Consider the following 25,538-nt stretch of genomic DNA (forward strand, 5'->3'; position numbering starts at 1 on the left):
TTTTTGTGGTACAATGTGGATAATTTCAGTTCGTTAAAAGTAGGTGAAAATGTTGCGTATTTTGGAAAAAGCGCCGGCTAAAATCAACCTTTCGCTTGATGTGCTCCATAAAAGACAAGATGGATTTCATGAAGTGAAGATGATTATGACAACAATTGATTTAGCCGACCGCGTTGAACTTGTGGAACTGCCTGAAGATACGATTCAAATTATCTCCCACAACCGCTTTGTTCCGGATGATCAGCGGAACCTCGCGTATCAGGCCGCCCTGCTTCTGAAAACGAGGTACGGGGTGAAAAAGGGCGTTTCCATCTCCATCACGAAAGTCATTCCGGTCGCTGCGGGCCTTGCAGGCGGAAGCAGCGATGCGGCTGCCGCTCTAAGAGGGCTGAACCGGCTGTGGAAGCTGGGTTTAAGCCTGGACGAGCTTGCAGAGCTTGGAGCGGAAATTGGTTCTGATGTATCGTTCTGTGTATATGGCGGAACGGCCCTTGCTACAGGCCGCGGGGAAAAGATTCAGCATATTGATACCCCTCCGCACTGCTGGGTGGTGCTTGCCAAGCCGACAATCGGCGTATCAACGGCAGATGTATACCGGAACTTGAAGCTTGACTCTGTTAAACATCCTGATGTTGACGGAATGATAGAGGGAATTAAGGAGCAGGATTTTGACAAAATCTGCAGCCTTCTCGGCAATGTGCTGGAAGATGTCACGCTGAATATGTACCCTGAGGTTGCAAATATTAAAGATCAGATGAAACGCTTTGGTGCCGATGCCGTTCTGATGAGCGGAAGCGGACCCACTGTTTTCGGTCTGGTCCGCTATGAGTCAAGGCTGCACCGGGTGTATAACGGATTAAGAGGTTTCTGTGATCAGGTTTTTGCTGTGAGGTTGATTGGAGAACGGAATAGCCTTGATTAAATCCGTATATTAAGTTATATTTACTTTAAAATATTCGGATTTTGGAGGTTATTCCATGAAATTTCGTCGCAGTGGACGGCTTGTTGATATGACTTATTACTTGCTACAACATCCACATGCACTTGTTCCTTTAACTTTTTTCTCTGATCAGTACCAATCTGCCAAATCGTCCATCAGTGAGGATTTGACTATTATAAAGCAAACATTTGAACAAAGAGGCATTGGTTCTCTTTTAACGGTGCCGGGAGCAGCTGGAGGGGTAAAGTTTATCCCGAGAATCGGAGCTTCAGAAGCAAGAGAGATTATTGACGAGCTGTGCAGTCTTATGGCTAAACCCGAAAGACTGCTGCCTGGAGGGTATTTATACTTAACAGATATTCTTGGCAACCCTTCCATTGTGAACCAGATTGGAAGACTTTTCGCGTCTGTTTTCGCGGACCGGAAAATCGACCTGGTCATGACGGTTGCTACGAAGGGAATTCCTGTTGCCTATGCTGTGGCTAATCAGCTTGATGTGCCTGTTGTCATTGTCAGACGCGACAGCAAGGTAACAGAAGGTCCTACAGTCAGCATTAATTATGTCTCAGGCTCTTCAAAACGGATTCAAACGATGGTTCTCTCTAAGAGAAGCCTCAAGACAGGGTCAAATGTCCTGATCATTGATGACTTTATGAAAGCCGGCGGGACCATTAACGGAATGGTCAGCATGCTCGAGGAATTCAATGCAAATCTTGCAGGCATCGGTGTACTGGTAGAATCAGAAGGCGTTGAAGAGCGTCTGGTTGACGAGTACATATCTGTGGTCAAACTGACAGACGTTGATGTAAAGGAAAAACAGATAGAAGTTTCGGACGGGAATTATTTCCGGTTTTTAAAATAGGATTTGTAAGTTTTGCTGCTTCAGTATGGAACCGAATACTCCAGCTGCAGCGCTCAGGCTTCTCTGTCAGAACAAAATCCCCCAAAAAGGCGGGACCCGGACTTTTCGGGTGATTTCTTATCTGACTGCCGGAGCAAAACGGGCGCTTCCGCTTTTCTACGGGATGAAGAGGGCACGGAAGATCCCGCAAGCGCAGCGAGGAAGCATTCGGCACTCCCAGCGGTAATCTTGTTTCTGGAGCGGAAAGAAACGGGTACGACTTCATACCCAACATTTATGCAAAAACAGCATCATAATATATGAACTGACAGGGGAGAGGGTAAGATGAGAACAATCAATACGAAAAAGGCGCCGGCTGCCATTGGTCCATACTGCCAGGGGATCGTCATCAACGGATTATTTTACAGCTCCGGCCAGATTCCGCTTACTCCAGAAGGAGAAATGGTTACAGGCACTGTTGAAGAGCAGACTCATCAAGTTTTCTCAAACCTGAAGGCTGTCCTTGAAGAAGCGGGCGCTTCACTTGAAAGTGTCATTAAAGCCACTGTTTTCTTAAAAGATATGAATTCATTCGCCGCTTTCAATGATGTCTATGGCCAGTATTTCAGCGGGCACAAGCCTGCTCGTTCATGTGTAGAAGTTGCGAGACTTCCGAAAGATGCGCTTGTGGAGATAGAAGTTATTGCTTCTGTGAGCTAACTTACGTGCTGCTGATCGGTCTGTAAACCTTTTGTACCATGCAAACCTGATGAAGGAATTTGCAAGGGTCTACAAGACTCCATAAAATCACCTGATTTTTCAAAATATTTTTCTGTTCTTGCAGGAAATAGAAAGATTCCGTTGAATAACTTAACTAAAGTTTTTCATACAGGGAAAAGGTGGTGAACAGAATGGAAGTTACTGACGTAAGATTACGCCGCGTAAACACCGAAGGCCGCATGAGAGCGATTGCATCCATCACACTTGATCATGAATTTGTTGTTCATGACATCCGCGTTATTGATGGCAACAACGGGCTGTTTGTTGCAATGCCCAGCAAAAGAACTCCTGATGGTGAGTTCCGTGATATCGCGCATCCGATCAATTCTGGAACTCGAGGGAAAATTCAGGAAGCTGTATTAACCGAGTATCATCGTTTAGGTGAACTTGAAGTTGAATTTGAAGAAGCAGGTGCTTCTTGATTATATGAAGCTTAAAAAAGCCGGTCAGGACAGGATCCTGACCGGCTTTTTCCGTAGTACAAAAAGATTTTTCAAAATAGGGAATGCTAAAAATAACGCTTGACAGATCATGACAATTTTATGAAATATTATGTACTTTCTCATGTTTTCTTGAAATAAAGGGTTATTTGAGATATATTTTTCTATGGATAAAAAGGGATACTGGAGGCCTCGATAATGGATAACCGATACGCAGTTATTTTAGCTGCAGGACAAGGCACAAGGATGAAATCAAAGCTTTATAAAGTGCTTCATCCAGTTGGCGGCAAGCCAATGGTTCAGCACGTAGCAGATGAAGTTTCAAAACTTGATTTAAGCAAAATCGTTGCTGTAGTTGGTCACGGAGCGGAGAAAGTAAAAGATCAGCTTGGCGATACAGCGGAATATGCCCTTCAAAGTGAACAGCTTGGAACGGCTCATGCTGTTATGCAGGCTGCATCCCATCTGGAAGGCAAAGAAGGGACAACCATTGTTATTTGCGGCGATACACCGTTAATTACGGCAGATACAATGGCATCCCTGCTTGCTCATCACGCAGAAACACATGCAAAAGCAACGATTCTTACAGCTAAAGCAGATGATCCTGCAGGCTATGGACGTGTTGTGCGAAACGCTGAAGGACATGTTGAGAAGATTGTTGAACACAAAGATTCAAACGAAGAAGAACTTCTTATTACGGAAATCAACACTGGAACATACTGCTTCGACAATAAGGCTCTTTTTGACGCACTGAAAAAAGTGTCCAATGAAAATTCCCAAGGTGAATACTACCTTCCGGATGTTATTGAAATTTTAAAATCGGAAAATGAAATCATCTCGGCTTTTCAGACGGCATCTTTTGAAGAGACTCTCGGTGTTAATGACAGAGTGGCTCTTGCCCAGGCAGAACAGTTCATGAAAAAGCGCGTTAATGCGTTTCACATGAAGAATGGTGTTTCCATCATTGATCCTGACAATACGTATATCTCAAGCGATGCAGTAATCGGAAGAGATACGGTTATCTATCCAGGTTCCGTCATTTCGGGGAACACCGAAATCGGTGAAGATTCTGTTATCGGACCTCACACGGAAATCAACAACTGCAAAATCGGAGACCGGACAACGATCCGCCAGTCCGCTGCACACGACAGCGAAATTGGCCATGACGTAAACATCGGACCGTTTGCACATATCAGACCGGATTCTTCAATTGGTGACGAAGTTAAGATCGGAAACTTTGTTGAAATAAAGAAATCATCAATGGGCAAAGCGAGCAAAGCTTCACATCTGAGCTACATCGGAGATGCTGAAGTGGGTGCAGACGTAAACCTTGGATGCGGCTCGATTACAGTCAATTATGACGGCAAAAATAAATTCCTCACTAAGATTGAAGACGGAGCTTTCATCGGCTGCAATTCGAACTTGATCGCACCTGTAACAGTGGGCCAGGGAGCTTATGTTGCTGCAGGTTCTACGATTACGGATGATGTGCCGGGCAAAGCCCTTTCCATCGCACGTGCAAGACAAGTCAATAAAGATGATTATTTAAAATAAGAAGGTCAAAGAGGAGCGGCAGGCATTCTGCTGCTGTTCACCCGGCTTATACAGAATTAACCAATAAAACCCAGTGGAGGTCTCCTTTAAAAATGTCAAATCGTTATGCAGATTCAAATTTAAAGATTTTTACATTAAACTCAAACACTGCCTTGGCTCAGGAAATTGCAGATGAAGTCGGTGTTGATTTAGGTAAATGTTCGGTAACACGCTTCAGTGACGGCGAAGTTCAGATCAACATCGAAGAAAGTATCCGCGGCTGTGATGTTTTTGTCATTCAGTCAACGAGTGCTCCGGTAAATGAGCACCTGATGGAAGTTCTAATCATGATTGATGCGTTAAAGCGTGCTTCTGCAAAAACAATCAACATTGTTATGCCTTACTACGGATATGCACGCCAGGACCGCAAAGCCCGTGCACGCGAACCGATTACAGCTAAGCTTGTTGCAAACCTCCTTGAGACAGCAGGAGCCGACCGCGTGATCACTCTTGACCTGCACGCTCCTCAAATCCAAGGTTTCTTTGACATTTTAATTGACCATTTAATGGGTGTTCCAATTCTTGCTGAGTACTTCCAGGAGAAAGATCTGAAGGATATCGTCATTGTTTCTCCTGACCACGGCGGCGTAACCCGCGCCCGCAAACTTGCTGACCGTCTGAAAGCGCCGATCGCCATTATCGATAAGCGCCGCCCAAGACCGAATGTTGCGGAAGTCATGAACATTGTCGGTAACATCGAAGGCAAAACAGCCATCCTGATTGACGACATCATCGACACAGCCGGAACAATCACTCTTGCTGCAAATGCACTAGTAGAAAACGGCGCAACAGATGTGTACGCCTGCTGTACGCACCCTGTACTTTCAGGACCGGCCATCGAACGCATTCAAAACTCAAATATTAAAGAACTTGTAGTAACAAACTCTATTGCTCTCGGCGAAGAGAAAAAAATCGACAAGCTTAAGCAGCTGTCTGTTGCCCCGCTGATCGGCGAAGCTATCATTCGTGTACACGAAGAGCAATCTGTTTCTACTTTGTTTGATTGATTATCACAGCCCCTTCTGTTTAGAGCAGGAGGGGTTTTTTATTTGTTTTTTGCCATTTTTTAGCTGGGTAAATGCCTATTGCGGGATGAAAAGGGCACGGGAGATCCCGCAAGCGCCGTGAGGAAGCTCACGGCCCTCCCCGCGGAAAGCAAGATCCTGGAGCGGAAGGGAACGGGTACGATTTTACAAAGGAAAGTAATTGAGAACCCTCAAGCCGAGGAATTAGAGAGTTGATGGCACTTATCGAGGAGAACAGAACCCTCAAGCAGAGGAATCAGCGAGTTGATGGCACTTATCAGGGAGAACAGAACCCTCAAGCCAAGGAATCAGCGACTTGATGGCACTGATCGGAGAGAATAGAGCCATCATGCCGAGTAATCAGCGAGTTGATGGCACTGATCGGGAAGATTAGAACCCTCAAGCAGAGGAATTAGAGAGTTGATGGCACTTATCAGGGAGAACAGAACCCTCAAGCCAAGGAATCAGCGACTTGATGGCACTGATCGGAGAGAATAGAGCCATCATGCCGAGTAATCAGCGAGTTGATGGCACTGATCGGGAAGATTAGAACCCTCAAGCAGAGGAATTAGAGAGTTGATGGCACTTATCAGGGAGAACAGAACCCTCAAGCCAAGGAATCAGCGACTTGATGGCACTGATCGGAGAGAACAGAACCCTCAAGCCGAGTAATCAGCGAGTTGATGGCACTTATCAGGGAGAACAATACCCTCAAGCCGATGAACCAGCGAGTTGATGGCACTAACCGGGGAGAATGGCACCCTCAAGCCAAGAAACCAGAGAATTGATGGCACTTATCAGGGAGAACAGAACCCTCAAGCAGAGGAATTAGAGAGTTGATGGCACTTATCGAGGAGAATAGCACCCTCAAGCCGAGTAATCAGCGAGTTGATGGCACTTATCAGGGAGAACAATACCCTCAAGCCGATGAACCAGCGAGTTGATGGCACTAACCGGGGAGAATAGCACCCTCAAGCAGAGGAATTAGAGAGTTGATGGCACTTATCAGGGAGAACAATACCCTCAAGCCCATGAACCAGAGAATTGATGGCACTATTCGAAGAGAACAGACCCCTCAAAAAGAGAGAGCCAGATGTTGAAAGCACTGATCCGGAAGTGATACAATTTTAGGTGATCGGCGAAGATTTTCTTATCAGGCACCGCTGAATACATGCTGTTTCATGTGAAAAAAGCACGGTCCCGAGCCAAACAAATCCCCCCTTTAAATAAGAAAGATGTTTAGACCCATTCAATAATGGGAATTAAATAAGACATAACTTATCGTTAGGAAGGTGTTTTGGACTATGACAACTCTAAAAGTAAAAGAACGTACAGAATTTACGAGCTCGGCGAGAAGAAAGGTCCGCGAAGAAGGACAGGTTCCCGCTGTTATTTACGGTAAAACAACAGAACCCAAATCAATCTCTATAGATAGCATAGAATTAATAAAGACGCTGCGCGACGAAGGCCGCAACGCAATTATAAAACTGGATCTTGACGGAAAGTCCCATTCTGTCATGCTGTATGAAATGCAGACAGATCCTCTTAAAAACGAAATCACTCATGCAGATTTCTACGTTGTTAACATGAAAGAGGATGTAGAAGTCGATGTTCCGATTACTCTTACTGGAGATGCACAGGGAGTTAAGGACGGCGGCGTACTGCAGCAGCCTCTGTACCAGGCTTCCATTACAGCTAAGCCGAATGAAATCCCTCAGACAATTGAGGTTGATATTTCAGAGCTTGGCGTAAATGACACGCTGACAATCGGCGATGTGAAGATTTCAGGCAAATACTCATTCAACCATGAAAAGGATGAGGTCGTTGCTTCTATTCTTCCTCCACAGCAGGAAGAGGAAATCGACAGCGGTGAAGAGCAGGAGCCAGGAGAGCCTGAGAATGCTGAAGGCAGAGAAAACGAAGAGGATGCTGCTGAAGGCGAAAAACAAGAGTAAATTACAAACGCAGCCGTTTTATGGCTGCGTTTTTTATGGTATTGTTGAACTGAAGAAACATTGAAAATGACGGCAGCCTGATCTTAGAAGCTTGAGCTTCATTGGCGCCTGATTCTAAACCCTTCCGGATGGATGGGCATACTGACAAAGAGCCGTTTGGCTTAAAGAATGGGCAGGTACAATCATGAAACTTTTCATTGGACTCGGAAATCCGGGAAAACAATATGAAAACACACGTCATAACGTAGGCTTTATCGCGATTGACGAGCTTTCCAGACGGTTCGGCATTCCTCTGGACCGCACGAAATTTAACGGGATTTACGGAATGGGGCATGTTTCGGGAGAGAAAGTCATATTATTAAAACCACTTACCTATATGAATCTCTCCGGTGAATGCATCAGACCGTTAATGGACTATTATGAGATAGATGACCAGGATCTCGCTGTCATCTATGATGACCTTGATCTGCCGGCAGGGAAGGTCAGACTGAGAACAAAAGGAAGCGCCGGGGGACATAACGGAATCAAGTCGATGATCCAGCATTTAAATACACAGGAATTCAACCGCGTGAGAATCGGGATCGACCGTCCCTCAGGAGGGATGAGTGTATCCAATTACGTGCTTGGCTCTTTTGGGAAAGAAGAATGGCCGAGCATTCAGGATGCAGTCGCTCTTTCTGCAGATGCATGCGAGAGTTTTATCAAAGAGCCTTTCCTTCAAGTGATGAACAAATACAATTGATTTAGTATAAGCGCCCCCCTGAAGGTTCATACTGTTACTAAAACCTTTCAGGAGGGGCTAAAATGGCGCTACACTATACATGCCGCCATTGCGGCGTTAAGGTCGGAACAATTGACAGCGTTTCAGTATACAGCGAGCAATTGGGTTTTCAGCACCTGTCGCAGGAAGAGAGACGAGAGATGATCTCATATGAACAAAATGGCGATATTCAAGTAAAAACCATCTGCGAGGATTGTCAGGAAGCGCTGGAACGCAATCCGGACTATCACCAGCTGCAGCGGTTTATTCAATAAGCGACGCTTTGGCTTTGTTATAAAGTCAAGGCATTTTTCTGTTAGTTGGCAGGCGGGGAGAAAGACGGCAGAATTCCTGTCCTGCTTCATTCGGATAGATAAACGGCTGAAACACTGCCGAACGGGGAGGTTCCACCTTTGCAAAGTTTGCAGCATTACTTTTATGAAAACGATGATTTTCAAACCATCTTACAGGGGATACAGGGAGGGTTAAAAGAGCAGCTTGTTGCCGGACTGTCAGGTTCTGCACGCTCTTTGTTCACTTCTTCGCTCTTTAAGCATGCAGACAAACCGCTCCTTGTGATTACCCATAACCTTTTTCAGGCTCAGAAAATTTATGAGGACCTGACGAACCTGGCCGGCGATCAGGTGCTTCTCTACCCGGTCAATGAACTCGTTGCATCTGAGCTTGCGATAGCAAGCCCTGAGCTTAAAGCACAGCGGATGGATGTTTTAAACCAGCTTTCTCAGGACAAAAAGAGAGTGGTTGTTGCACCGATTGCGGCGCTGAGACGATTTTTGCCGCCAAAAGAAGAATGGACAAGAAATCAGTTTCATCTAAAGCTCGGTCAGGATCTTGACCTGGATGAAATTCTCGCCTCATTGGTGACAATGGGCTACGCAAGGGCAGGCATGGTTTCTGCACCGGGTGAGTTCAGTCTGCGCGGAGGGATTATCGACATTTATCCGCTGACAGAAGAATATCCTGTCCGCATCGAGTTGTTTGATACAGAAATTGATTCAATCCGCACCTTTAACAGTGAAGATCAGCGTTCGATTGAAAAATTGAAAGAGATCCACATAGGACCTGCAGAAGAGCTCGTTGTTGACGGGGAGCGAATCAAGATATGCATTGAAAAACTGGAACAGGCGCTTGCATACAGCCTGAAACGGCTTAAAGACGATAAGCAAAAAGAAATCCTTGCAGAAAATATCGGGTATGAGCTTGAACAGCTAAGAAACGGCCAGTTTAATCAGGAAATGGTGAAATATCTCACCTTCTTCTATGAGCAGCCTGCTAGTTTACTAGATTATTTTCCGGAACAGACCATTGTTGTAATGGATGAGATCAGCCGGATACAGGAAATGTATGAAAGTCTTGAAAAAGAAGAGGCAGACTGGTATACAAGCCTGCTTGAGCACGGGAAGATCGTGAACAATATAAAGCTGTCGCACGACTATTCAGATGTGCTGACAAAAACGAAGCATCCCCTTGTCTATCTCTCGCTGTTTGTGCGCCACGTCCCGCATACTAGCCCGCAGAACATACTGAATGTCTCGTGCAAGCAGATGCAGAATTTCCACGGGCAGATGAATGTGCTGAAAAGTGAAATTGAACGCTGGAAGAAAGCGAATTTTTCCGTTGTTTTCCTTGGAGCTACAGAAGAGCGGGTCAAAAAGCTTGAAGCTGTTTTAAGTGACTACGAAATCAATGCTGCCTTTTTAAAGAAAAATGAAACACCAAAGCTTGGGAATCTGTACATGATGGAGGGCGACCTTCAGACGGGCTTTGAGCTTCCGATGCAGAAACTTGCAGTCGTAACGGAGGAGGAGCTCTTTAAGAAGAGGGTTAAAAAGCAGCCGAGAAGCCAGAAAATCTCGAATGCTGAACGAATTAAAAGCTACTCTGAACTTCAGGTCGGCGACCATGTTGTGCATGTTAATCACGGGATCGGGAAGTACCTCGGAATCGAAACGCTTGTCATTAACGGCGTTCACAAGGATTATCTTCACATCCGCTATCAGGGAAGCGACAAGCTTTATGTTCCTGTTGAGCAAATTGACCTTATTCAGAAATATGTTGGATCTGAAGGCAAAGAGCCTAAGATTTATAAGCTTGGCGGAAGTGACTGGAAGCGTGTAAAACGGAAGGTTGAATCGTCTGTACAGGATATAGCAGATGATCTGATTAAGCTCTATGCTGAGCGCGAGGCAAGCGTCGGGTATGGATTTTCGCCTGACAGCGAAATGCAGCGCGAGTTTGAAGCCGCTTTCCCTTATCAGGAAACAGAAGATCAGCTTCGCTCGATTCATGAAATTAAACATGATATGGAGCGGGAACGGCCGATGGACCGGCTGTTGTGCGGAGACGTGGGCTACGGAAAGACAGAGGTTGCCATCAGGGCTGCCTTTAAAGCGGTTGCTGACGGCAAACAGGTCGCCCTGCTTGTACCTACGACCATTCTTGCCCAGCAGCACTATGAAACCGTCCGTGAGCGTTTTCAGGACTATCCGATTAATATCGGTCTGTTAAGCAGATTCAAAACGAGAAAAGAGATGAATGAGACTGTCAAAGGTCTTAAAAACGGAACGGTGGATATGGTTATAGGTACCCACCGCCTTCTCTCAAAAGACGTGCAGTATAAAGAGCTCGGACTCCTCATCATTGACGAGGAACAGCGTTTTGGCGTTACGCATAAAGAAAAAATCAAGCAGATGAAAGCAAACATTGACGTGCTCACGCTTACGGCTACACCGATTCCGCGAACGCTTCACATGTCCATGCTCGGAGTGCGCGATTTGTCTGTAATTGAAACGCCGCCTGAAAACAGGTTTCCGGTTCAGACTTATGTCGTTGAATACAACGGCGGTTTTGTCCGCGAAGCCATCGAGCGGGAACTTGCACGCGGCGGACAGGTCTATTTCCTCTATAACAGAGTCGATGATATTGACCGTAAAGCAGATGAGATTTCCATGCTTGTCCCTGACGCAAGGGTGACCTATGCACACGGAAAAATGACGGAAAATGAACTTGAGTCAACCATGCTTAATTTCCTTGACGGACAATTTGATGTGCTTGTCAGCACGACGATTATTGAAACCGGCGTTGATATTCCAAATGTAAATACGCTGATTGTCCATGATGCAGACAAGATGGGCCTCTCTCAGCTCTATCAGCTTAGAGGCCGGGTCGGACGTTCAAGCAGAATTGCCTATGCATATTTCACTTACCGGAAAGATAAAGTTCTGACTGAGGTGGCAGAGAAACGTCTGCAGGCGATCAAAGAATTTACGGAGCTTGGTTCAGGCTTTAAAATTGCCATGCGGGACCTCTCCATCCGGGGAGCTGGAAATCTGCTTGGTGCCCAGCAGCATGGATTTATTGATTCCGTCGGATTTGACCTGTACTCTCAAATGCTGAAAGAAGCAATTGAAGAGCGGCGCGTGGAAGGGCCGAAAGAAAAACCGTTCCAGGTTGAAATTGACCTTGAAGTCGATGCGTACCTTCCTGAGACATACATTTCAGACGGCAGACAGAAAATCGACATCTACAAGCGCTTTAGAGCAATCTCTTCTCTCGCCGATCTAGAAGAGCTGCAGGAGGAAATCATTGACCGCTTCGGAGATTATCCTCAGGAAGTAAACGACCTTATGCAGATTGCCAAGCTTAAAGTGTTTGCCGTTCAGGAAAAAGTGGAGATGATCAAGCAGGAGAAGGACACGGTGTCCATCTATGTCAGCGAAGAGACAAGCGCGCAAGTAGACGGCCAGAAGCTGTTTGATCTGAGCAATCAATATGGACGCGCGGTCGGTCTTGGCATGGACGGGAAACGCCTGAAGATGACGATTCAAATCAAGGGAGTTAAACCGGATAAATGGCTCAAAATCGCTGAAGGACTGCTGAACGGTCTTGGATCGGCAAAAAAAGAAGAGATTTCTGCAAAAGGGGTTTAGATCTGCCTCGGACTGTCTAAGCTGTTGAAGAAAATACTGCCTAATCAAGAAAATTTCACTGATGTTGTGTATATTGCGTGTATGGCTGAAGGATACTATCCGTAAGAAATGGTGGTTGTTGCAAAGAGTTCCTGCGAGCAAGCAATCATCAACTACTCAATCATCAAGTGAAAGTGAGGCAGCATTAGATGAAAGCAACTGGTATAGTACGACGTATTGATGATTTAGGCCGCGTGGTGATTCCAAAGGAAATCCGCAGAACTCTGCGCATCCGTGAGGGAGATCCGCTTGAAATCTTTGTCGACCGCGACGGTGAAGTTATCTTAAAGAAATACTCCCCAATCAGTGAACTGAGTGACTTTGCAAAGGAATATGCCGACGCTCTGTATGACAGCCTTGGACACCCAGTCCTGATTTGTGACCGTGATACCTACATAGCAGTATCAGGCGGTTCAAAGAAGGAATATATGAACAAAAACATCAGCGAGCAGGTTGAAAAAGCAATGGAAGACCGCAGCTCTTTGCTGAATACTGAGGGCGGCAGCGTCGAGCTGATTGACGGCAATGCAGAAGAACTTAAATCGTTCACAGTCGGACCGATCGTTGCAAATGGAGATCCAATCGGAGCAGTAGTCATTTTCTCGAAGGATCAGTCTGTTGGGGAAGTTGAACATAAAGCAGTAGAAACAGCTGCAGGCTTTTTAGCCCGTCAGATGGAACAATAGTCTTTATTTATACCGTTTTAATTAGGCAGCAGCTTTTGCTGCCTTTTCTTATGCCCTAAAGAGGGAAAAATAGACAAAAAGGGCCGCTGAGTAAGATTTGAAGGGAGTTTCTTGTGATATAATAGGCTCGGTTAGCTTACTATGGAAGGAGAATTGGACGATGGACGTCCGTTCCGGGCCATCAAAACATCTTTTTTTGCAGGGGACAGCGGTTTTAACCATTGCCGCTCTGCTCATTAAAGTCATGAGTGCGGCATACCGTGTGCCTTATCAAAATATAGTCGGTGACATCGGCTTTTATATTTACCAGCAGGTCTATCCGTTTTACGGAATAGCCATCATGCTCGCTACGACGGGATTCCCGGTCATCATTTCGAAGATGATGATTGAGTTCGGAGAAAAAGGAAATGCGTCGTCAAACTCGAAAATTTTAAGAGTATCCTTTCTGTTTTTATTTGCAGCGGGACTTATCTTTTACCTGACCTTATACATAGGCTCCGATCAGCTCGCTTCGTTCATGGGGGACCTTGAGCTTGCGCCGTTAATCAGAGTAATCTCTTTTTCTTTTTTGCTTGTTCCGTTTGTATCTATTTTAAGGGGCTATTTTCAGGGAGAGGAAAACATGCTGCCGACTGCCGTATCCCAGGTGGTGGAGCAGGGAATCAGAGTTTTGACGATTCTCATCTTTTCCTATTTGCTCATTAATAACGGGTACTCATTGTACGAAGCAGGACAAGGAGCCCTTTTCGGTTCCCTTACAGGAGGGTTTGCTGCTTTCATTCTGCTGGCCTTTTTTTTGTCAAAAGACAAAAGGGGAGTATCCTTTTTGGGGAAAAATGACTCTTCAATAAGGACTGCGCGCATCCTCTCTTATTTGGTTAAGCACTCCCTTACCATTTCGATTACAAGCCTGATGATTATTTTTATTCAGCTGATTGATGCTATGCAGCTGTATTCGGAGCTATTAAAAAACGGCTTTGAGATGTCTGATGCCAAGAGGATGAAAGGGATCTACGATCGGGGCCAGCCTTTGATTCAGCTGGGAACCGTGGTTGCTACTTCCTTTTCGCTATCGCTCGTCCCTTTGATTGCTTTTGCTAAGCGGAACGGAAATCAGGCAGTTATCTTTGAGAGGATCACAGCTTCATTAAAAATTTGTACCGTAGTCGGAGCTGGAGCATCAGCCGGTCTGATTATGATAATGGAACCGCTGAATATTATGCTTTTCAAAAATGATTCGGGGACAGAGGTTCTTGCTGTTCTGAGCCTGTCTGTCATCTTTACTTCCTACTCTCTGACGCTCACCGCTATACTACAGGGTTTGAATTATACTGTTTTTCCTGCATTTGCTGTCCTAATTGGAACCGCAGCGAAACTCGCTTTGAATGAGCTGCTCGTTCCGGAATTTGGTACGGCAGGTGCAGCGGCTGCCACTGTTATAGCTTATGGTGTGATTGCGGGACTGAATGCCGGCTATCTGAAGTCAAAAGGGTACAGGCTTGCCGGAAGGGTGAATACAGGTAAGATTGCGGCTGCAGCGCTTATTATGATGGGAGCTCTCTTTGCCTATTCGGCTCTTTTTTCAGAAAGCTGGATGGCGGGAAACCGTTTGGCCGCATCAGCAGGGGCTCTTTGCGGAGCACTATTCGGGGGATTGATCTACTTGATTGCCATCCTGAAATTATCTATATTTACACAAAAAGAACTTGAAGCTTTTCCGGGCGGAAAGAAGCTCGGAACGTTTTTAAAATAAAGGAAACGGGGTATGAATATATGGCCAGGAAGATTACGGTTGTTGGACTTGGCGGCTCTGACGCAAGCCATATGCCGCTTGGGGTATACCGCAGACTCACTTCAGCATCTGCGCTGTACTTAAGAACAAAGGAGCATCCTGTTGTTGCGGAGCTTGGGGCAGAGCTTCCGGGCTATGTGTCCTTCGATTCTGTCTATGAAGAAAACAGCCAGTTCGGTGATGTATATAAAAAAATTGAAGAAGAGCTTTATAAAGAAGCAAATGACAGGGACATTGTTTATGCTGTTCCCGGACATCCCCTTGTTGCAGAGCAAACCGTTCAGTATCTTCTGCAAAACGGAAGAAAAAGAGGCTATGAGGTTGAGATTGCAGGAGGACAAAGCTTCCTGGATCCGACATTTACAGCACTCGGAATCGATCCGATTGACGGCTTTCAGATGGTGGACGGACTGACGATGAAAAGAGAGCAGCTGAACTACAGGCAGCACCTGATTATCTGCCAGGTATATGATCAGATGGTTGCTTCTGAAGTAAAGCTGACGCTGATGGAAGATCTGCCTGATGAGTATGAAGTGATGATCGTCACAGCAGCCGGAGGACGGGACGAAAAGATTGTTAAAGTCCCTTTGTATGAACTGGACAGAGCCGCGGCGGTGGATAATTTAACAAGTGTCTATGTTCCTCCGATAAAAGAAGAAGAGCGGCTGAATCATCAATTCCAGACTTTGCGTTCAGTCATTGCCGAGCTTCGTGGGCCAAACGGCTGTCCATGGGACAAAAAGCAGACACACAGCTCTCTTAAGCGGTACTTAATTGAAGAATGCTATGAGCTGATCGAAGCGATTGACGAAGAGGACGACGACCACATGGTTGAAGAGCTCGGGGATGTACTGCTTCAAGTCATGCTGCATGCCCAAATCGGATCTGATGAAGGCATGTTTTCCATAGATGATGTGATTCGGACGCTGACGGATAAAATGATCCGGAGACACCCTCACGTCTTTGGGACGGCAGAGGCCCGTGATGAGGGAGAAGTCCTTGCCAACTGGCAGGAGATTAAGCGCGCGGAAAAAGGCTCACAGCAGAAGGAGCCGTTCCTGAAATCTGTAGCAGCTTCACTGCCTGCCCTGTCAAAGGCTTTTCATCTTCAGAAAAAAGCGGCCAAGGCAGGCTTTGACTGGGATGATGTGAACCCTGCATGGGACAAGGTGCAGGAGGAAATACAGGAATTCAAACACGAGGCAAAGGGAGCAGATTCCAAAAAAGTGCTTGAAGAATTCGGGGACATCCTGTTTGCGCTCGTGAATATCGGAAGATTTTATGACGTAGAGCCAGAAACAGCGCTGACGTCTACTAACCATAAATTCACAAGACGATTCGAATATATTGAAAAGCGGGCTGAAGAGCTGAACAAACCGCTTGAGGACATGTCTTTAGAAGAAATGGACTCTTACTGGAATGAAGCGAAACAAAAGGGCCTGTAAAAAGGGAGTGCTTAAATCATGAGACTGGACAAATTTTTAAAAGTATCAAGATTGATTAAACGCCGGACGCTTGCAAAGGAAGTATCCGACCAGGGCAGGATTACTGTGAACGGAACGGTTGCAAAAGCCAGTTCAACTGTGAAAGAAGGGGATGAGCTCGCAATCCGCTTCGGACAAAAACGCATTACGGCCAAGGTCGAAAAACTGCAGGATTCTTCTAAGAAAGAAGATGCAGCCGGCATGTTCACAATCATAAAAGAAGAAAAGCTAAGCGAAGAATAGTCAGTAAGGGCTTGTTCTATTTTGCCCCCCTTTCTCATAGAAATAGATAAGAATATTTCTAAGAAGAATGCGGGGGCTGGCTATGAATCAATATTATGATAATGGATCACAGTCTAAAGGAACCATCCAGGAGCATGACGTGATTATGAGGGGCCGCAAGCTGCTGGACATCACAGGTGTAACCCATGTGGAAAGTTTTGACAATGAAGAGTTTCTTCTTGAGACGGTCATGGGCGCGCTTGCCATTCGCGGGGAAAATCTGCAAATGAAAAACCTGGATGTCGACAAAGGCATTGTCTCCATCAAAGGGAGAGTTTTTGACCTTGTCTACCTGGATGACCAACAGACGGAGAAAGCTAAAGGACTCTTTAGCAAGTTGTTTAAATGACGCTGTCCGTTCAATTTCTGACCATGCTCAGCATGGTCGGATCCGGCTGTTTTATCGGAGTTTCCCTTGATACATACAGCCGTTTCCTCATGCGGTCAAAAAGAGCAAAATGGATTGTGTTTATAAATGACGTCTTTTTCTGGCTGTTTCAGGGCCTTCTTTTATTTTACGTTCTTCTCCAGGTTAATGAAGGCGAGTTCAGGGTATACATTCTCCTTGCCCTGCTGTGCGGATATGCTGCCTATCAGAGTCTTTTGAAAAAAATGTATCTGGCTGTTTTGGAATGGATGATAAGGTTTACTGTCGGACTGTACAGGACAGCTTTAAGAATCGGAGATTTTATGTTGGTCAAGCCTGTCACAGGGCTGACAAAATTGCTCATTGCCATTGTCACCGGACTTGTCATCTTTTTATGGAAGTTGGTAAAATGGCTTTGCAGGCTGATATTCGGAACGTTTAAAGTGCTGATGGCTCCTGTCATTTGGATACTGAAAGGAATGCTTAAACTTGTTCCGGCACGCATACGGAAATTCTTTCACATTTATTTCAAAAAAGCGGCAGGATTTTGTTTGAAAATCTTGAATATGTGTGGTAACTTATGGATTTTACGGAAAAAGAAGAAGTAAGGAGGCTAATGAATGAGTCTCGCTAAAGAACGGAAAATTACCCAGCTTCAGTCACAGTACGTGCAGCAGCAGGAGCGAAAAGACCAGATCTTGAAACGGCGGAAACGCGGCCTTATCAGACGGCTGACGTTATTTGGAATAATTGCAGCGGTAACTTCTGTTATTGTCCTTTCGACCCTGATTTCCCAATCAAGCGCCATTGAAGAAAAGGCAGAAGAAAAGAAGAAGCTTGAGAGTAAGCTTGCTGAGCTTGAGAAAGAAGAAAAGGTGCTCGAAGAGGAAATTGTGAAGCTGAACGACGATGATTATATTGCGAAAATCGCACGCCGGGACTATTTTTTATCGGATGAGAACGAAATTATCTTCTCTTTGCCAAAAAAAGGTAAAGAGTAGTGTTGTTGACACTTGATTTTTACATTATGTATAATTAACTATAATGAGTTTTTATGTTTATTAAGGAGGAGCATTTTTTTTATGTCGATAGAAGTTGGCAGCAAGCTGCAAGGTAAGGTAACGGGCATTACAAATTTCGGAGCGTTCGTAGAGCTTTCTGGCGGCACTACAGGACTAGTCCATATCAGTGAAGTCGCTGATAATTACGTGAAGGATATTAACGATCACTTAAAAGTAGGTGACGAAGTTACTGTAAAAGTCATCAACGTAGAGAAAGACGGAAAAATCGGTTTATCCATCAAGAAAGCTATTGATCGTCCTGAGCGCCCAGAACGTCCAGACCGCCCGAACCGCTCAGACCGTCCAAACCGCCCAGATCGTCCAAGAGGAAGATCAAACACAAATGAGTTCCGTCCTAAAGAGAATTTCGAACAAAAAATGAGCAGATTCCTTAAAGACAGCGAGGATCGCTTATCATCTCTAAAACGCAACACGGAATCAAAACGCGGCGGTCGCGGAGCAAGAAGAGGTTAACTTGCTGCTATCTGATATAAATGCTTAATCGTCAGGAGAGCACATGCGCGTGTGCTTTCTTTTTTTATGGAAAAAATGGCTCCTGAAAACTTTTTTAAACTTTTTGTTGACGAAAGAGACAATCCTTTGTATTATATATCTTGTGCCTAATACAAATGGCTTTTAAAAATGGCGGTGTAGCTCAGCTGGCTAGAGCGTACGGTTCATACCCGTGAGGTCGTGGGTTCGACTCCCTCCGCCGCTACCATTTTTAACTGGCCCGTTGGTCAAGCGGTTAAGACACCGCCCTTTCACGGCGGTAACACGGGTTCGAATCCCGTACGGGTCATCATACAAACCCCGGTTCTCTAATTTGAGAGCCGGGGTTTTTTGTATGCTTTCTCCTTTTGGTTTCCTGCAATTTCCCCCGGTTGCGACTCATTTCTCAGACTGCTTACCCCCTTTTCCTGTAAAATGACCCTGTTTTTCGTGCATTTTGTCGCTATTCAAAAAAACAGTCGAACGTTTCTTGGTATACCGGCCCCTCGTTTGACAAATTCTTTTTTGAGCCTTCTATATAATAGCCGTAATATCAAAAAACGGGGGAATGAAAATATGGAAAAGGTAGAAAGAAGGGTAATCGAGCCGATGACAGAAGTCAGCCTTGAAAGAACGCATCAGTGGTTCAATCGTTCTTTGAACCGTTTTGGGACAAGAATGCAGCTTCTTTTTTTACATAGAGGCCTGCTGTTTGTGCTGATTGGCTTTCTTCTTGGACGGGCTTTAATCCTGACAGAGGTGCTTCCGTTTGCATTGCCGTTTTTCGGAGCCGTTCTGCTGATGAAAAAAGATAAAGCGCTTTTTGCTTCGCTTGCTCTGATCGGAGGAGCAGCCACCATCTCCTGGCAAACCTCTCTCTTTGTCACCGCCTCAATCTTCGTCTTCCTGGTGATGAAAAAGCTGACATCCTTTCTTTATAAAGACAAGATGAAGGCACTGCCGTTTGTTGTCTTTCTTTCTATGATGGTGACGAGGGTCGGGTACTTTTATCTCCAGGGCCCGCTTACTCTTTACGATTATATGATGGCAGGGGTCGAGTCCGGCCTTGCCTTTATCCTGTCGCTCATCTTCCTGCAGAGTCTGCCCCTTCTTTCTGCAAAGAAGTACAAGCAGTCACTTAAGATAGAAGAAATCATCTGCATTATGATTCTTCTTGCCTCTGTCCTGACAGGGTTTGTCGGTGTCACTTATCAGGAGCTTCAGGCCGAGCACATCTTTTCACGCTATATTGTCCTGCTGTTTGCCTTTATCGGGGGCTCAAGCATCGGGTGTACGGTCGGTGTGGTAACGGGATTGATTTTGAGTCTCGCAAACGTAGGGAATTTATATCAGATGAGCCTCCTTGCATTTTCGGGGCTTCTTGGAGGCCTGCTAAAAGAAGGGCAGAAGTTTGGGGCGGCAATCGGCCTGCTGATTGGATCACTGCTTATCACTTTGTACGGAGAGGGTTCAACGGATCTGATGAAAAACCTGACAGAGTCCGTTATTGCCATCGGCCTGTTTTTGCTGACCCCGAAGGCGATCACCAATAAGCTGGCCAAGCACATTCCGGGTACAAACGAGCACACCCAGGAGCAGCAGCAGTACGTGCGGAAAATCAGGGACGTAACCGCGCACAGGGTTGATCAGTTTTCACAGGTTTTTTATGCTCTTTCTGAAAGCTTTGCCACCTTCTATGAAAAAAGCGAAGAATCAGAAGACCAGCGGGGGACAGACCTGTTCTTAAGCACGATTACGGAAAAAACGTGCCAGACCTGCTTTAAAAAAGAAAGGTGCTGGGTTCAGAATTTCGATACGACCTATGAGTTTATGAAGGCTATTATGGATGAAAGCAAAGAAAATACGTATCACAGCAACCGCAAGCTGAAAAAAGAGTTTGAAAAGTATTGCTCAAAACCGAAAAAGGTGGAAGAGGCTATTGAGCAGGAAATCAACTATTATGATGCGAACGAAAAGCTGAAGCAGCAAGTGCAGGAAAGCAGGCGGCTTGTAGCGGAACAGCTGCTTGGCGTGTCTCAGGTCATGGAGGATTTTTCAAAAGAAATCAAGCGTGAACGGGAGAATCATTTCGTGCAGGAGGAGCAGATTCTCGAAGCGCTCCAGAGCTTTGGTATTGAGATAGGGCACGTTGATATATACAGTCTTGAACAGGGCAATGTCGATATTGAAATGAGCATCCCGTTTTGCAATGGCCACGGGGAGTGCGAAAAAATCATAGCTCCGATGCTGTCTGATATTCTAGAGGAATCCATTATTGTGAAACGTGAGGAATGCTCAAGCTATCCGAACGGCTACTGTCATGTATCGTTCGGGTCTTCAAGAACGTATCGGGTCGATTCGGGTGTTGCCCATGCGGCAAAAGGAGGAGGTCTCGTTTCGGGAGACAGCTACTCAACTATTGAGCTTGGTTTCGGCAAATATGCGATTGCAATCAGCGACGGTATGGGAAACGGAGTAAGAGCCCATTTTGAGAGCAATGAAACCATCAAGCTGCTTCAGAAAATTCTTCAGTCCGGAATTGAAGAAAAGGTCGCGATTAAAACGATAAATTCCATTCTGTCCCTGAGAACGACAGATGAAATTTTTTCCACGCTTGACCTTGCGATTGTCGATCTGCAGGATGCTACGTGCAAGTTTCTTAAAATCGGTTCTACGCCAAGCTTTATTAAACGCGGAGACCAAATCATGAAGATACAGGCAAGCAATCTTCCGATGGGCATCATCGATGAGTTTGATGTGGAAGTCGTGGGAGAGCAGCTGAAAGCGGGAGATCTGCTGATTATGATGAGCGACGGCATCTTTGAAGGGCCGAAGCATGTAGAGAACCACGATCTTTGGATGAAGCGGAAAATCAAAGAGCTTGAGACAATGGATCCTCAGGAGGTCGCAGATTTAATTATGGAGGAGGTTATAAGGACACGGGGCGGGAAGATTGAAGACGATATGACCGTTGTCGTTGCTAAAGTCGACCATAATACACCGAAATGGGCATCCATTCCGACTGCGAGACATATTAAAAAGCAAGGGGCGGTTTAACGCTTTAAAGCCTTCTTTCAGAGTATAAAACTCTTTATTACTGGCGAGGATGATACTACATTATTTCCTTGGTGATAAGAGGATATCTGGAGGGGCTGAACCAATGAATAAAGGGAAACTGAAACAAATACTGCTGATAACTGACGGGTGTTCCAATCATGGCGAAGATCCGGTCGCGATGGCTGCTCTTGCAAAAGAACAGGGGATTACGGTTAACGTCATTGGGATACTGGAAGAAAACATTGTAGACCAGGATGCGATCAATGAAATCGAAGGAATTGCCATGTCCGGAGGCGGAGTGAGCCAGGTGGTATATGCGGAGCAGCTGTCACAGACGGTTCAAATGGTCACAAGACAGGCGATGACTCAAACTCTGCAGGGTGTTGTGAACTCCGAACTGCAGCAGATCCTGGGCAAAAAAGTGACAATGGAGGAGCTCTCCCCGGAAAAACGGGGCGAGGTCATGGAAGTGGTCGATGAGCTTGGAGAAACAATCGGCATGGAGATCCTGATTCTTGTTGATACAAGCGGAAGCATGAAACCTAAGCTTCCGACCGTTAAGGAATCTCTGCTTGATTTATCAATCAGCCTGAATTCGAGAATAGGAGAAAATCAATTTTCAGTGTCTGTATTTCCTGGGAAAAAGGAAGAAGTTGAAACGGTCCTTGAATGGACGCCGAAACTTGAATCTCTCTCTTCTATTTTCCCAAAGCTGACAACAGGCGGCATTACGCCTACGGGACCTGCCATTCGCGATGGCATCCATTCGTTTAAGAAAAAGCGTTCATTAAGGAGCCTGCTTTCAGATGATGAACAATACTTCAATGAATCAAACATGTAATCTTCTGCCCGGCACTGTCGTTGAAGGAAAGTGGCATCATAACAAGTACCGTATTGTAAAGCCGCTTGGACAGGGTGCTACAGGGATCGTTTACTTGGCAGAAGGGAGAAGTGGACTTGCCGCTTTGAAGGTAAGCGGGAACAGCATGTCCATTACGTCCGAAGTGAATGTTCTTAAGCACTTTTCAAAGGTCCGGGGGAGTTCCCTTGGGCCTGCTTTAGTTGATGTAGATGACTGGATACATCCTAGAACGGGGGAGCAGGTTCCGTTTTATGTGATGGAATATATCAGCGGAAAGCAATACCTGGATTTCATCAGCAATCAGGGATTGGAATGGATAGGGGTGCTGACGGTTCAGCTGCTGTCGAATTTAGAGGAGCTGCACAGGGCCGGATGGGTATTCGGCGATTTGAAGCCTGAAAATCTGATGGTGGCAGAACGGCCGGTAAAGCTGCGGTTCATTGACGTTGGGGGTACAACTTTGAATGGGAGGTCGATCAAAGAATTCACCGACTTTTTTGACAGAGGATACTGGGGTCTTGGCACCCGCAGGGCTGAGCCATCCTACGATTTGTTTGCAGCTGCCATGATCGTCATTAACTCTGTTCATCCCAAACGGTTTAAAAAGCAGGATGAGGGCGGCAGACAGCTCCTGGAAGTCATTCAGGACCACCCTTATTTAAGAAAGCATTCAGCTGTTTTGAAAAAAGCGTTATTGGGAAAATACCACTATGCTGCTGATATGAAAAAGGACTTCCTGACGTCTCTCTATGAGCAGGGTTCAGCACCGCAAAAGCTGCAGAAGAGCCGCGTGCAGACAGGACAGGCTCAAGCGGCAAAACCGTCTCAGGTGCATGGACGGCAAAGCAGAACGTCCAAACAGGCGAAAGCAGTGAGACCCGGGCCATCAGGCAATGCCGCAAGTCAGGGGCCGGTCCGTGTAAAAGCAAAAAAGAAAAGCAGGGCCGGAGGATGGGTGGAAACCGTCATGATCCTTGCTGCACTTTGCATTATCTACTCGTTTTACGTCTATCACTATCTGATGTAACTCGGATTTATGGTAAATATGTGAACGGGGGACTTCTTTTTTGCAGGGGTGAAAGCTGTCATGATAGTATGAAGGTACGCAAAGACTATGCTATAAAAGAGGAATGCCATGCTAGAACGTTTCAGACGTTTTCTTACACGCTATCAAGTGAAAGACACAGCAGTCGTCATAGGTGTATCAGGAGGTCCTGATTCACTCGCCCTGCTTCATTTATTTATCCGGCTTAGGTCCGAATTCGGCCTGAGTCTTGCTGCGGCTCATGTTGATCACATGTTCCGGGGAGCTGAATCCGCTCTTGAAATGGAATTTGTAAAGGACTTTTGCCGGAGCCATCATGTTCTGTGCGAAGCTGTGCAGATCGATGTCTCGAAGTATGCGGAGGAAAACCCTGAAATGAGCCTTCAGAGCGCGGCAAGAGAATGCCGCTATTCCTTTTACGAAAGAGTCATGAAGAAGCATCAGGCTTCGTTCATAGCTTTAGGCCATCATGGCGATGATCAGATCGAGACGATTCTGATGAGAATGACAAGGGGCAGCGCGGGAACAGCGCTTGCCGGGATACCGGAACACAGGGAGTTTGCAGGCGGAAGCATTATCCGGCCTCTGCTTTCAGCTGATAAAAGTGAAATCCTCGAATACTGCAGCCTGAACCATCTGGCTCCAAGGTTCGACCCGAGCAACGAAAAGCTTGATTACACCCGCAACCGCTTCCGTAAACAGGTTCTTCCATTCCTGAAGGAAGAGAACCCTAAAGTGCACGGGAGATTTCAGTATTTCAGCAGGACTTTCAAAGAAGATGAAGAGTTCTTACAGGAATTATCGAAAGAAAAGTTGAATACAGTGTTGAAAAGGAAAGAAAAGCACGAAGCCGAACTCGATATCGATTTGTTCAACACCCTGCCTATGCCTTTACAAAGAAGATGTATTCAACTAATATTAAACTATCTTTATGAAGACCAACCATCTTCCCTTTCTTCTATACATATTGAGAGTCTACAATCCTTACTCTCGCATACACATCCTTCCGGTTCACTAGATTTTCCAGACGGCCTTAAAGTAATCAAATCCTACCAAACGTGTTTGTTTACTTTTGAACAAATAAAGGACCAGTCATTTTCAAGGACAGTGCAGATCCCGTCAAGCACAGTACTTCCAGACGGGCATCTCCTCACTTGTGAAATCATCAGCGGAAAACCTGATGAATGGATAGCTGGAAACGATGTGTTCGTCATGCCGGCCGAGTCTTTGACCAAGCCTCTGCTTATAAGGACAAGAAAGCAGGGCGATAAAATCAAACTGAAGGGCATGAACGGTACGAAAAAAGTAAAAGATATATTTATTGATGCAAAAGTACCGGTCCATAGAAGGAACAGCTGGCCTGTTTTAGAAGATGGCAGCGGCAAGATCCTTTGGCTTCCCGGCCTTAAAAAGTCTTCATTTGAAGATGCCGGGTGCGGCGCAGGTGACTACGTTGTTTTGCAATATAAAGAGCAATGATTTTGTAGGGGGCAACTTGTAATGAAGCAGGATATCGAAAAAGTATTAATTACAGAAGAAGAAATCAGCCGAAAGGTAAAGGAACTGGGAGCTCAGCTTACTGAAGAGTATAAAGACCGTTTCCCTCTTGCTATCGGAGTGCTGAAAGGCGCTATGCCGTTCATGGCAGATCTGCTGAAGAACATTGATACATACTTGGAAATGGACTTTATGGATGTTTCAAGTTATGGTACTTCTACAGTATCTTCCGGTGAAGTGAAAATCCTGAAGGACCTTGACACTTCAGTAGAAGGCAGAGACATCCTGATTATTGAAGATATCATCGACAGCGGGCTTACACTGAGCTACCTTGTAGAGCTTTTCCGCTACCGCAAGGCAAAAACGATCAGCATCGTGACGCTTCTTGATAAACCAACAGGACGCAAAGCAGATATTCAGGCTGATTATGTGGGCTTTGAAGTGCCGGACGCATTTGTTGTAGGTTATGGACTTGACTACATCGAACGCTACCGCAATCTCCCTTATATCGGGGTGCTGAAGCCTGAAATTTACGAAAATAAGTAAATGCAGCATTTGTCAAGTACCAAAACGGCCAATCAGTTGTATTG

At 45.6% G+C, this 25,538-nt stretch carries 23 protein-coding genes and 2 tRNA genes; all 25 read left to right on the forward strand.

Annotated features, from left to right (window positions below; all coding sequences use genetic code 11):
* The first annotated feature begins 52 nt into the window (after nt 1-52).
* Nucleotides 53-922, forward strand: coding sequence for a 4-(cytidine 5'-diphospho)-2-C-methyl-D-erythritol kinase (gene ispE / locus ACTSEZ_RS20060; protein WP_369736023.1), 870 nt, complete (start codon nt 53-55; stop codon nt 920-922).
* Between the two features lie 55 nt (nt 923-977).
* Nucleotides 978-1,802, forward strand: coding sequence for a pur operon repressor (gene purR / locus ACTSEZ_RS20065; RefSeq protein WP_203289318.1), 825 nt, complete (start codon nt 978-980; stop codon nt 1,800-1,802).
* Nucleotides 1,803-2,126: 324 nt separating this feature from the next.
* The gene (locus tag ACTSEZ_RS20070) at nt 2,127-2,501 is read left to right on the forward strand and encodes a RidA family protein (RefSeq protein WP_369736024.1); all 375 of its coding nucleotides are present in this window, start codon (nt 2,127-2,129) and stop codon (nt 2,499-2,501) included.
* A gap of 191 nt (nt 2,502-2,692) precedes the next feature.
* Nucleotides 2,693-2,983 (forward strand): septation regulator SpoVG, encoded by a 291-nt coding sequence (spoVG, locus tag ACTSEZ_RS20075; protein ID WP_029286057.1) that lies wholly within the window; start codon nt 2,693-2,695, stop codon nt 2,981-2,983.
* Between the two features lie 216 nt (nt 2,984-3,199).
* A complete protein-coding gene (glmU, locus tag ACTSEZ_RS20080; RefSeq protein ID WP_369736025.1) occupies nt 3,200-4,555 on the forward strand; it encodes a bifunctional UDP-N-acetylglucosamine diphosphorylase/glucosamine-1-phosphate N-acetyltransferase GlmU in 1,356 nt (451 codons plus the stop codon).
* A gap of 92 nt (nt 4,556-4,647) precedes the next feature.
* Entirely contained in the window at nt 4,648-5,601 is a 954-nt protein-coding gene (locus ACTSEZ_RS20085) for a ribose-phosphate diphosphokinase (RefSeq protein ID WP_029286061.1), read from the forward strand.
* Nucleotides 5,602-6,923: 1,322 nt separating this feature from the next.
* Complete coding sequence (locus tag ACTSEZ_RS20090; RefSeq protein WP_369736026.1) at nt 6,924-7,574, forward strand: 50S ribosomal protein L25/general stress protein Ctc; 651 nt, start codon at nt 6,924-6,926, stop codon at nt 7,572-7,574.
* A gap of 184 nt (nt 7,575-7,758) precedes the next feature.
* Nucleotides 7,759-8,316 (forward strand): aminoacyl-tRNA hydrolase, encoded by a 558-nt coding sequence (gene pth / locus ACTSEZ_RS20095; protein WP_029286065.1) that lies wholly within the window; start codon nt 7,759-7,761, stop codon nt 8,314-8,316.
* A gap of 62 nt (nt 8,317-8,378) precedes the next feature.
* Entirely contained in the window at nt 8,379-8,609 is a 231-nt protein-coding gene (gene fin / locus ACTSEZ_RS20100; RefSeq protein ID WP_029566237.1) for an anti-sigma-F factor Fin, read from the forward strand.
* Nucleotides 8,610-8,747: 138 nt separating this feature from the next.
* Entirely contained in the window at nt 8,748-12,284 is a 3,537-nt protein-coding gene (gene mfd, locus ACTSEZ_RS20105) for a transcription-repair coupling factor (protein ID WP_369736027.1), read from the forward strand.
* A 188-nt stretch (nt 12,285-12,472) separates the two neighbouring features.
* Nucleotides 12,473-13,009 carry a stage V sporulation protein T gene (gene spoVT / locus ACTSEZ_RS20110; protein ID WP_369736028.1) on the forward strand — a complete coding sequence of 179 codons (537 nt, stop codon included), beginning with the start codon at nt 12,473-12,475 and terminating at the stop codon, nt 13,007-13,009.
* Nucleotides 13,010-13,169: 160 nt separating this feature from the next.
* Nucleotides 13,170-14,762 carry a putative polysaccharide biosynthesis protein gene (locus ACTSEZ_RS20115; RefSeq protein WP_369736029.1) on the forward strand — a complete coding sequence of 531 codons (1,593 nt, stop codon included), beginning with the start codon at nt 13,170-13,172 and terminating at the stop codon, nt 14,760-14,762.
* A gap of 20 nt (nt 14,763-14,782) precedes the next feature.
* A complete protein-coding gene (gene yabN / locus ACTSEZ_RS20120; RefSeq protein ID WP_369736030.1) occupies nt 14,783-16,246 on the forward strand; it encodes a bifunctional methyltransferase/pyrophosphohydrolase YabN in 1,464 nt (487 codons plus the stop codon).
* An 18-nt stretch (nt 16,247-16,264) separates the two neighbouring features.
* Nucleotides 16,265-16,528 carry an RNA-binding S4 domain-containing protein gene (locus ACTSEZ_RS20125; RefSeq protein ID WP_029286077.1) on the forward strand — a complete coding sequence of 88 codons (264 nt, stop codon included), beginning with the start codon at nt 16,265-16,267 and terminating at the stop codon, nt 16,526-16,528.
* 82 nt (nt 16,529-16,610) lie between these two features.
* Nucleotides 16,611-16,916, forward strand: coding sequence for a sporulation protein YabP (gene yabP / locus ACTSEZ_RS20130; RefSeq protein ID WP_029286079.1), 306 nt, complete (start codon nt 16,611-16,613; stop codon nt 16,914-16,916).
* Entirely contained in the window at nt 16,913-17,542 is a 630-nt protein-coding gene (gene yabQ, locus ACTSEZ_RS20135; protein WP_369736031.1) for a spore cortex biosynthesis protein YabQ, read from the forward strand. The genes yabP and yabQ overlap by 4 nt, the downstream gene beginning before the upstream one ends.
* A 12-nt stretch (nt 17,543-17,554) precedes the next feature.
* Nucleotides 17,555-17,935: a septum formation initiator family protein gene (locus ACTSEZ_RS20140; RefSeq protein WP_369736032.1), complete on the forward strand. Its 381-nt coding sequence runs from the start codon at nt 17,555-17,557 to the stop codon at nt 17,933-17,935.
* A gap of 81 nt (nt 17,936-18,016) precedes the next feature.
* A complete protein-coding gene (locus tag ACTSEZ_RS20145; protein WP_029286085.1) occupies nt 18,017-18,469 on the forward strand; it encodes a S1 domain-containing RNA-binding protein in 453 nt (150 codons plus the stop codon).
* A gap of 170 nt (nt 18,470-18,639) precedes the next feature.
* Nucleotides 18,640-18,716, forward strand: a tRNA-Met gene (locus tag ACTSEZ_RS20150).
* Nucleotides 18,717-18,725: 9 nt separating this feature from the next.
* Nucleotides 18,726-18,797: transfer RNA gene (locus ACTSEZ_RS20155), tRNA-Glu, on the forward strand.
* Nucleotides 18,798-19,063: 266 nt separating this feature from the next.
* Entirely contained in the window at nt 19,064-21,544 is a 2,481-nt protein-coding gene (gene spoIIE / locus ACTSEZ_RS20160; RefSeq protein WP_369736034.1) for a stage II sporulation protein E, read from the forward strand.
* A gap of 103 nt (nt 21,545-21,647) precedes the next feature.
* Nucleotides 21,648-22,385 carry a VWA domain-containing protein gene (locus tag ACTSEZ_RS20165; RefSeq protein ID WP_029286089.1) on the forward strand — a complete coding sequence of 246 codons (738 nt, stop codon included), beginning with the start codon at nt 21,648-21,650 and terminating at the stop codon, nt 22,383-22,385.
* Nucleotides 22,351-23,433, forward strand: coding sequence for a serine/threonine protein kinase PrkT (prkT, locus tag ACTSEZ_RS20170; RefSeq protein WP_369736036.1), 1,083 nt, complete (start codon nt 22,351-22,353; stop codon nt 23,431-23,433). Before ACTSEZ_RS20165 ends, prkT begins: the two co-directional genes overlap by 35 nt.
* A gap of 108 nt (nt 23,434-23,541) precedes the next feature.
* Nucleotides 23,542-24,930: a tRNA lysidine(34) synthetase TilS gene (gene tilS, locus ACTSEZ_RS20175; protein WP_369736037.1), complete on the forward strand. Its 1,389-nt coding sequence runs from the start codon at nt 23,542-23,544 to the stop codon at nt 24,928-24,930.
* A gap of 21 nt (nt 24,931-24,951) precedes the next feature.
* Nucleotides 24,952-25,494 (forward strand): hypoxanthine phosphoribosyltransferase, encoded by a 543-nt coding sequence (hpt, locus tag ACTSEZ_RS20180; protein ID WP_029566244.1) that lies wholly within the window; start codon nt 24,952-24,954, stop codon nt 25,492-25,494.
* Nucleotides 25,495-25,538: the final 44 nt, after the last annotated feature.

This window comes from Metabacillus mesotrionivorans (genome assembly GCF_052171315.1).
Classification (GTDB): Bacteria; Bacillota; Bacilli; order Bacillales; family Bacillaceae; genus Bacillus_P.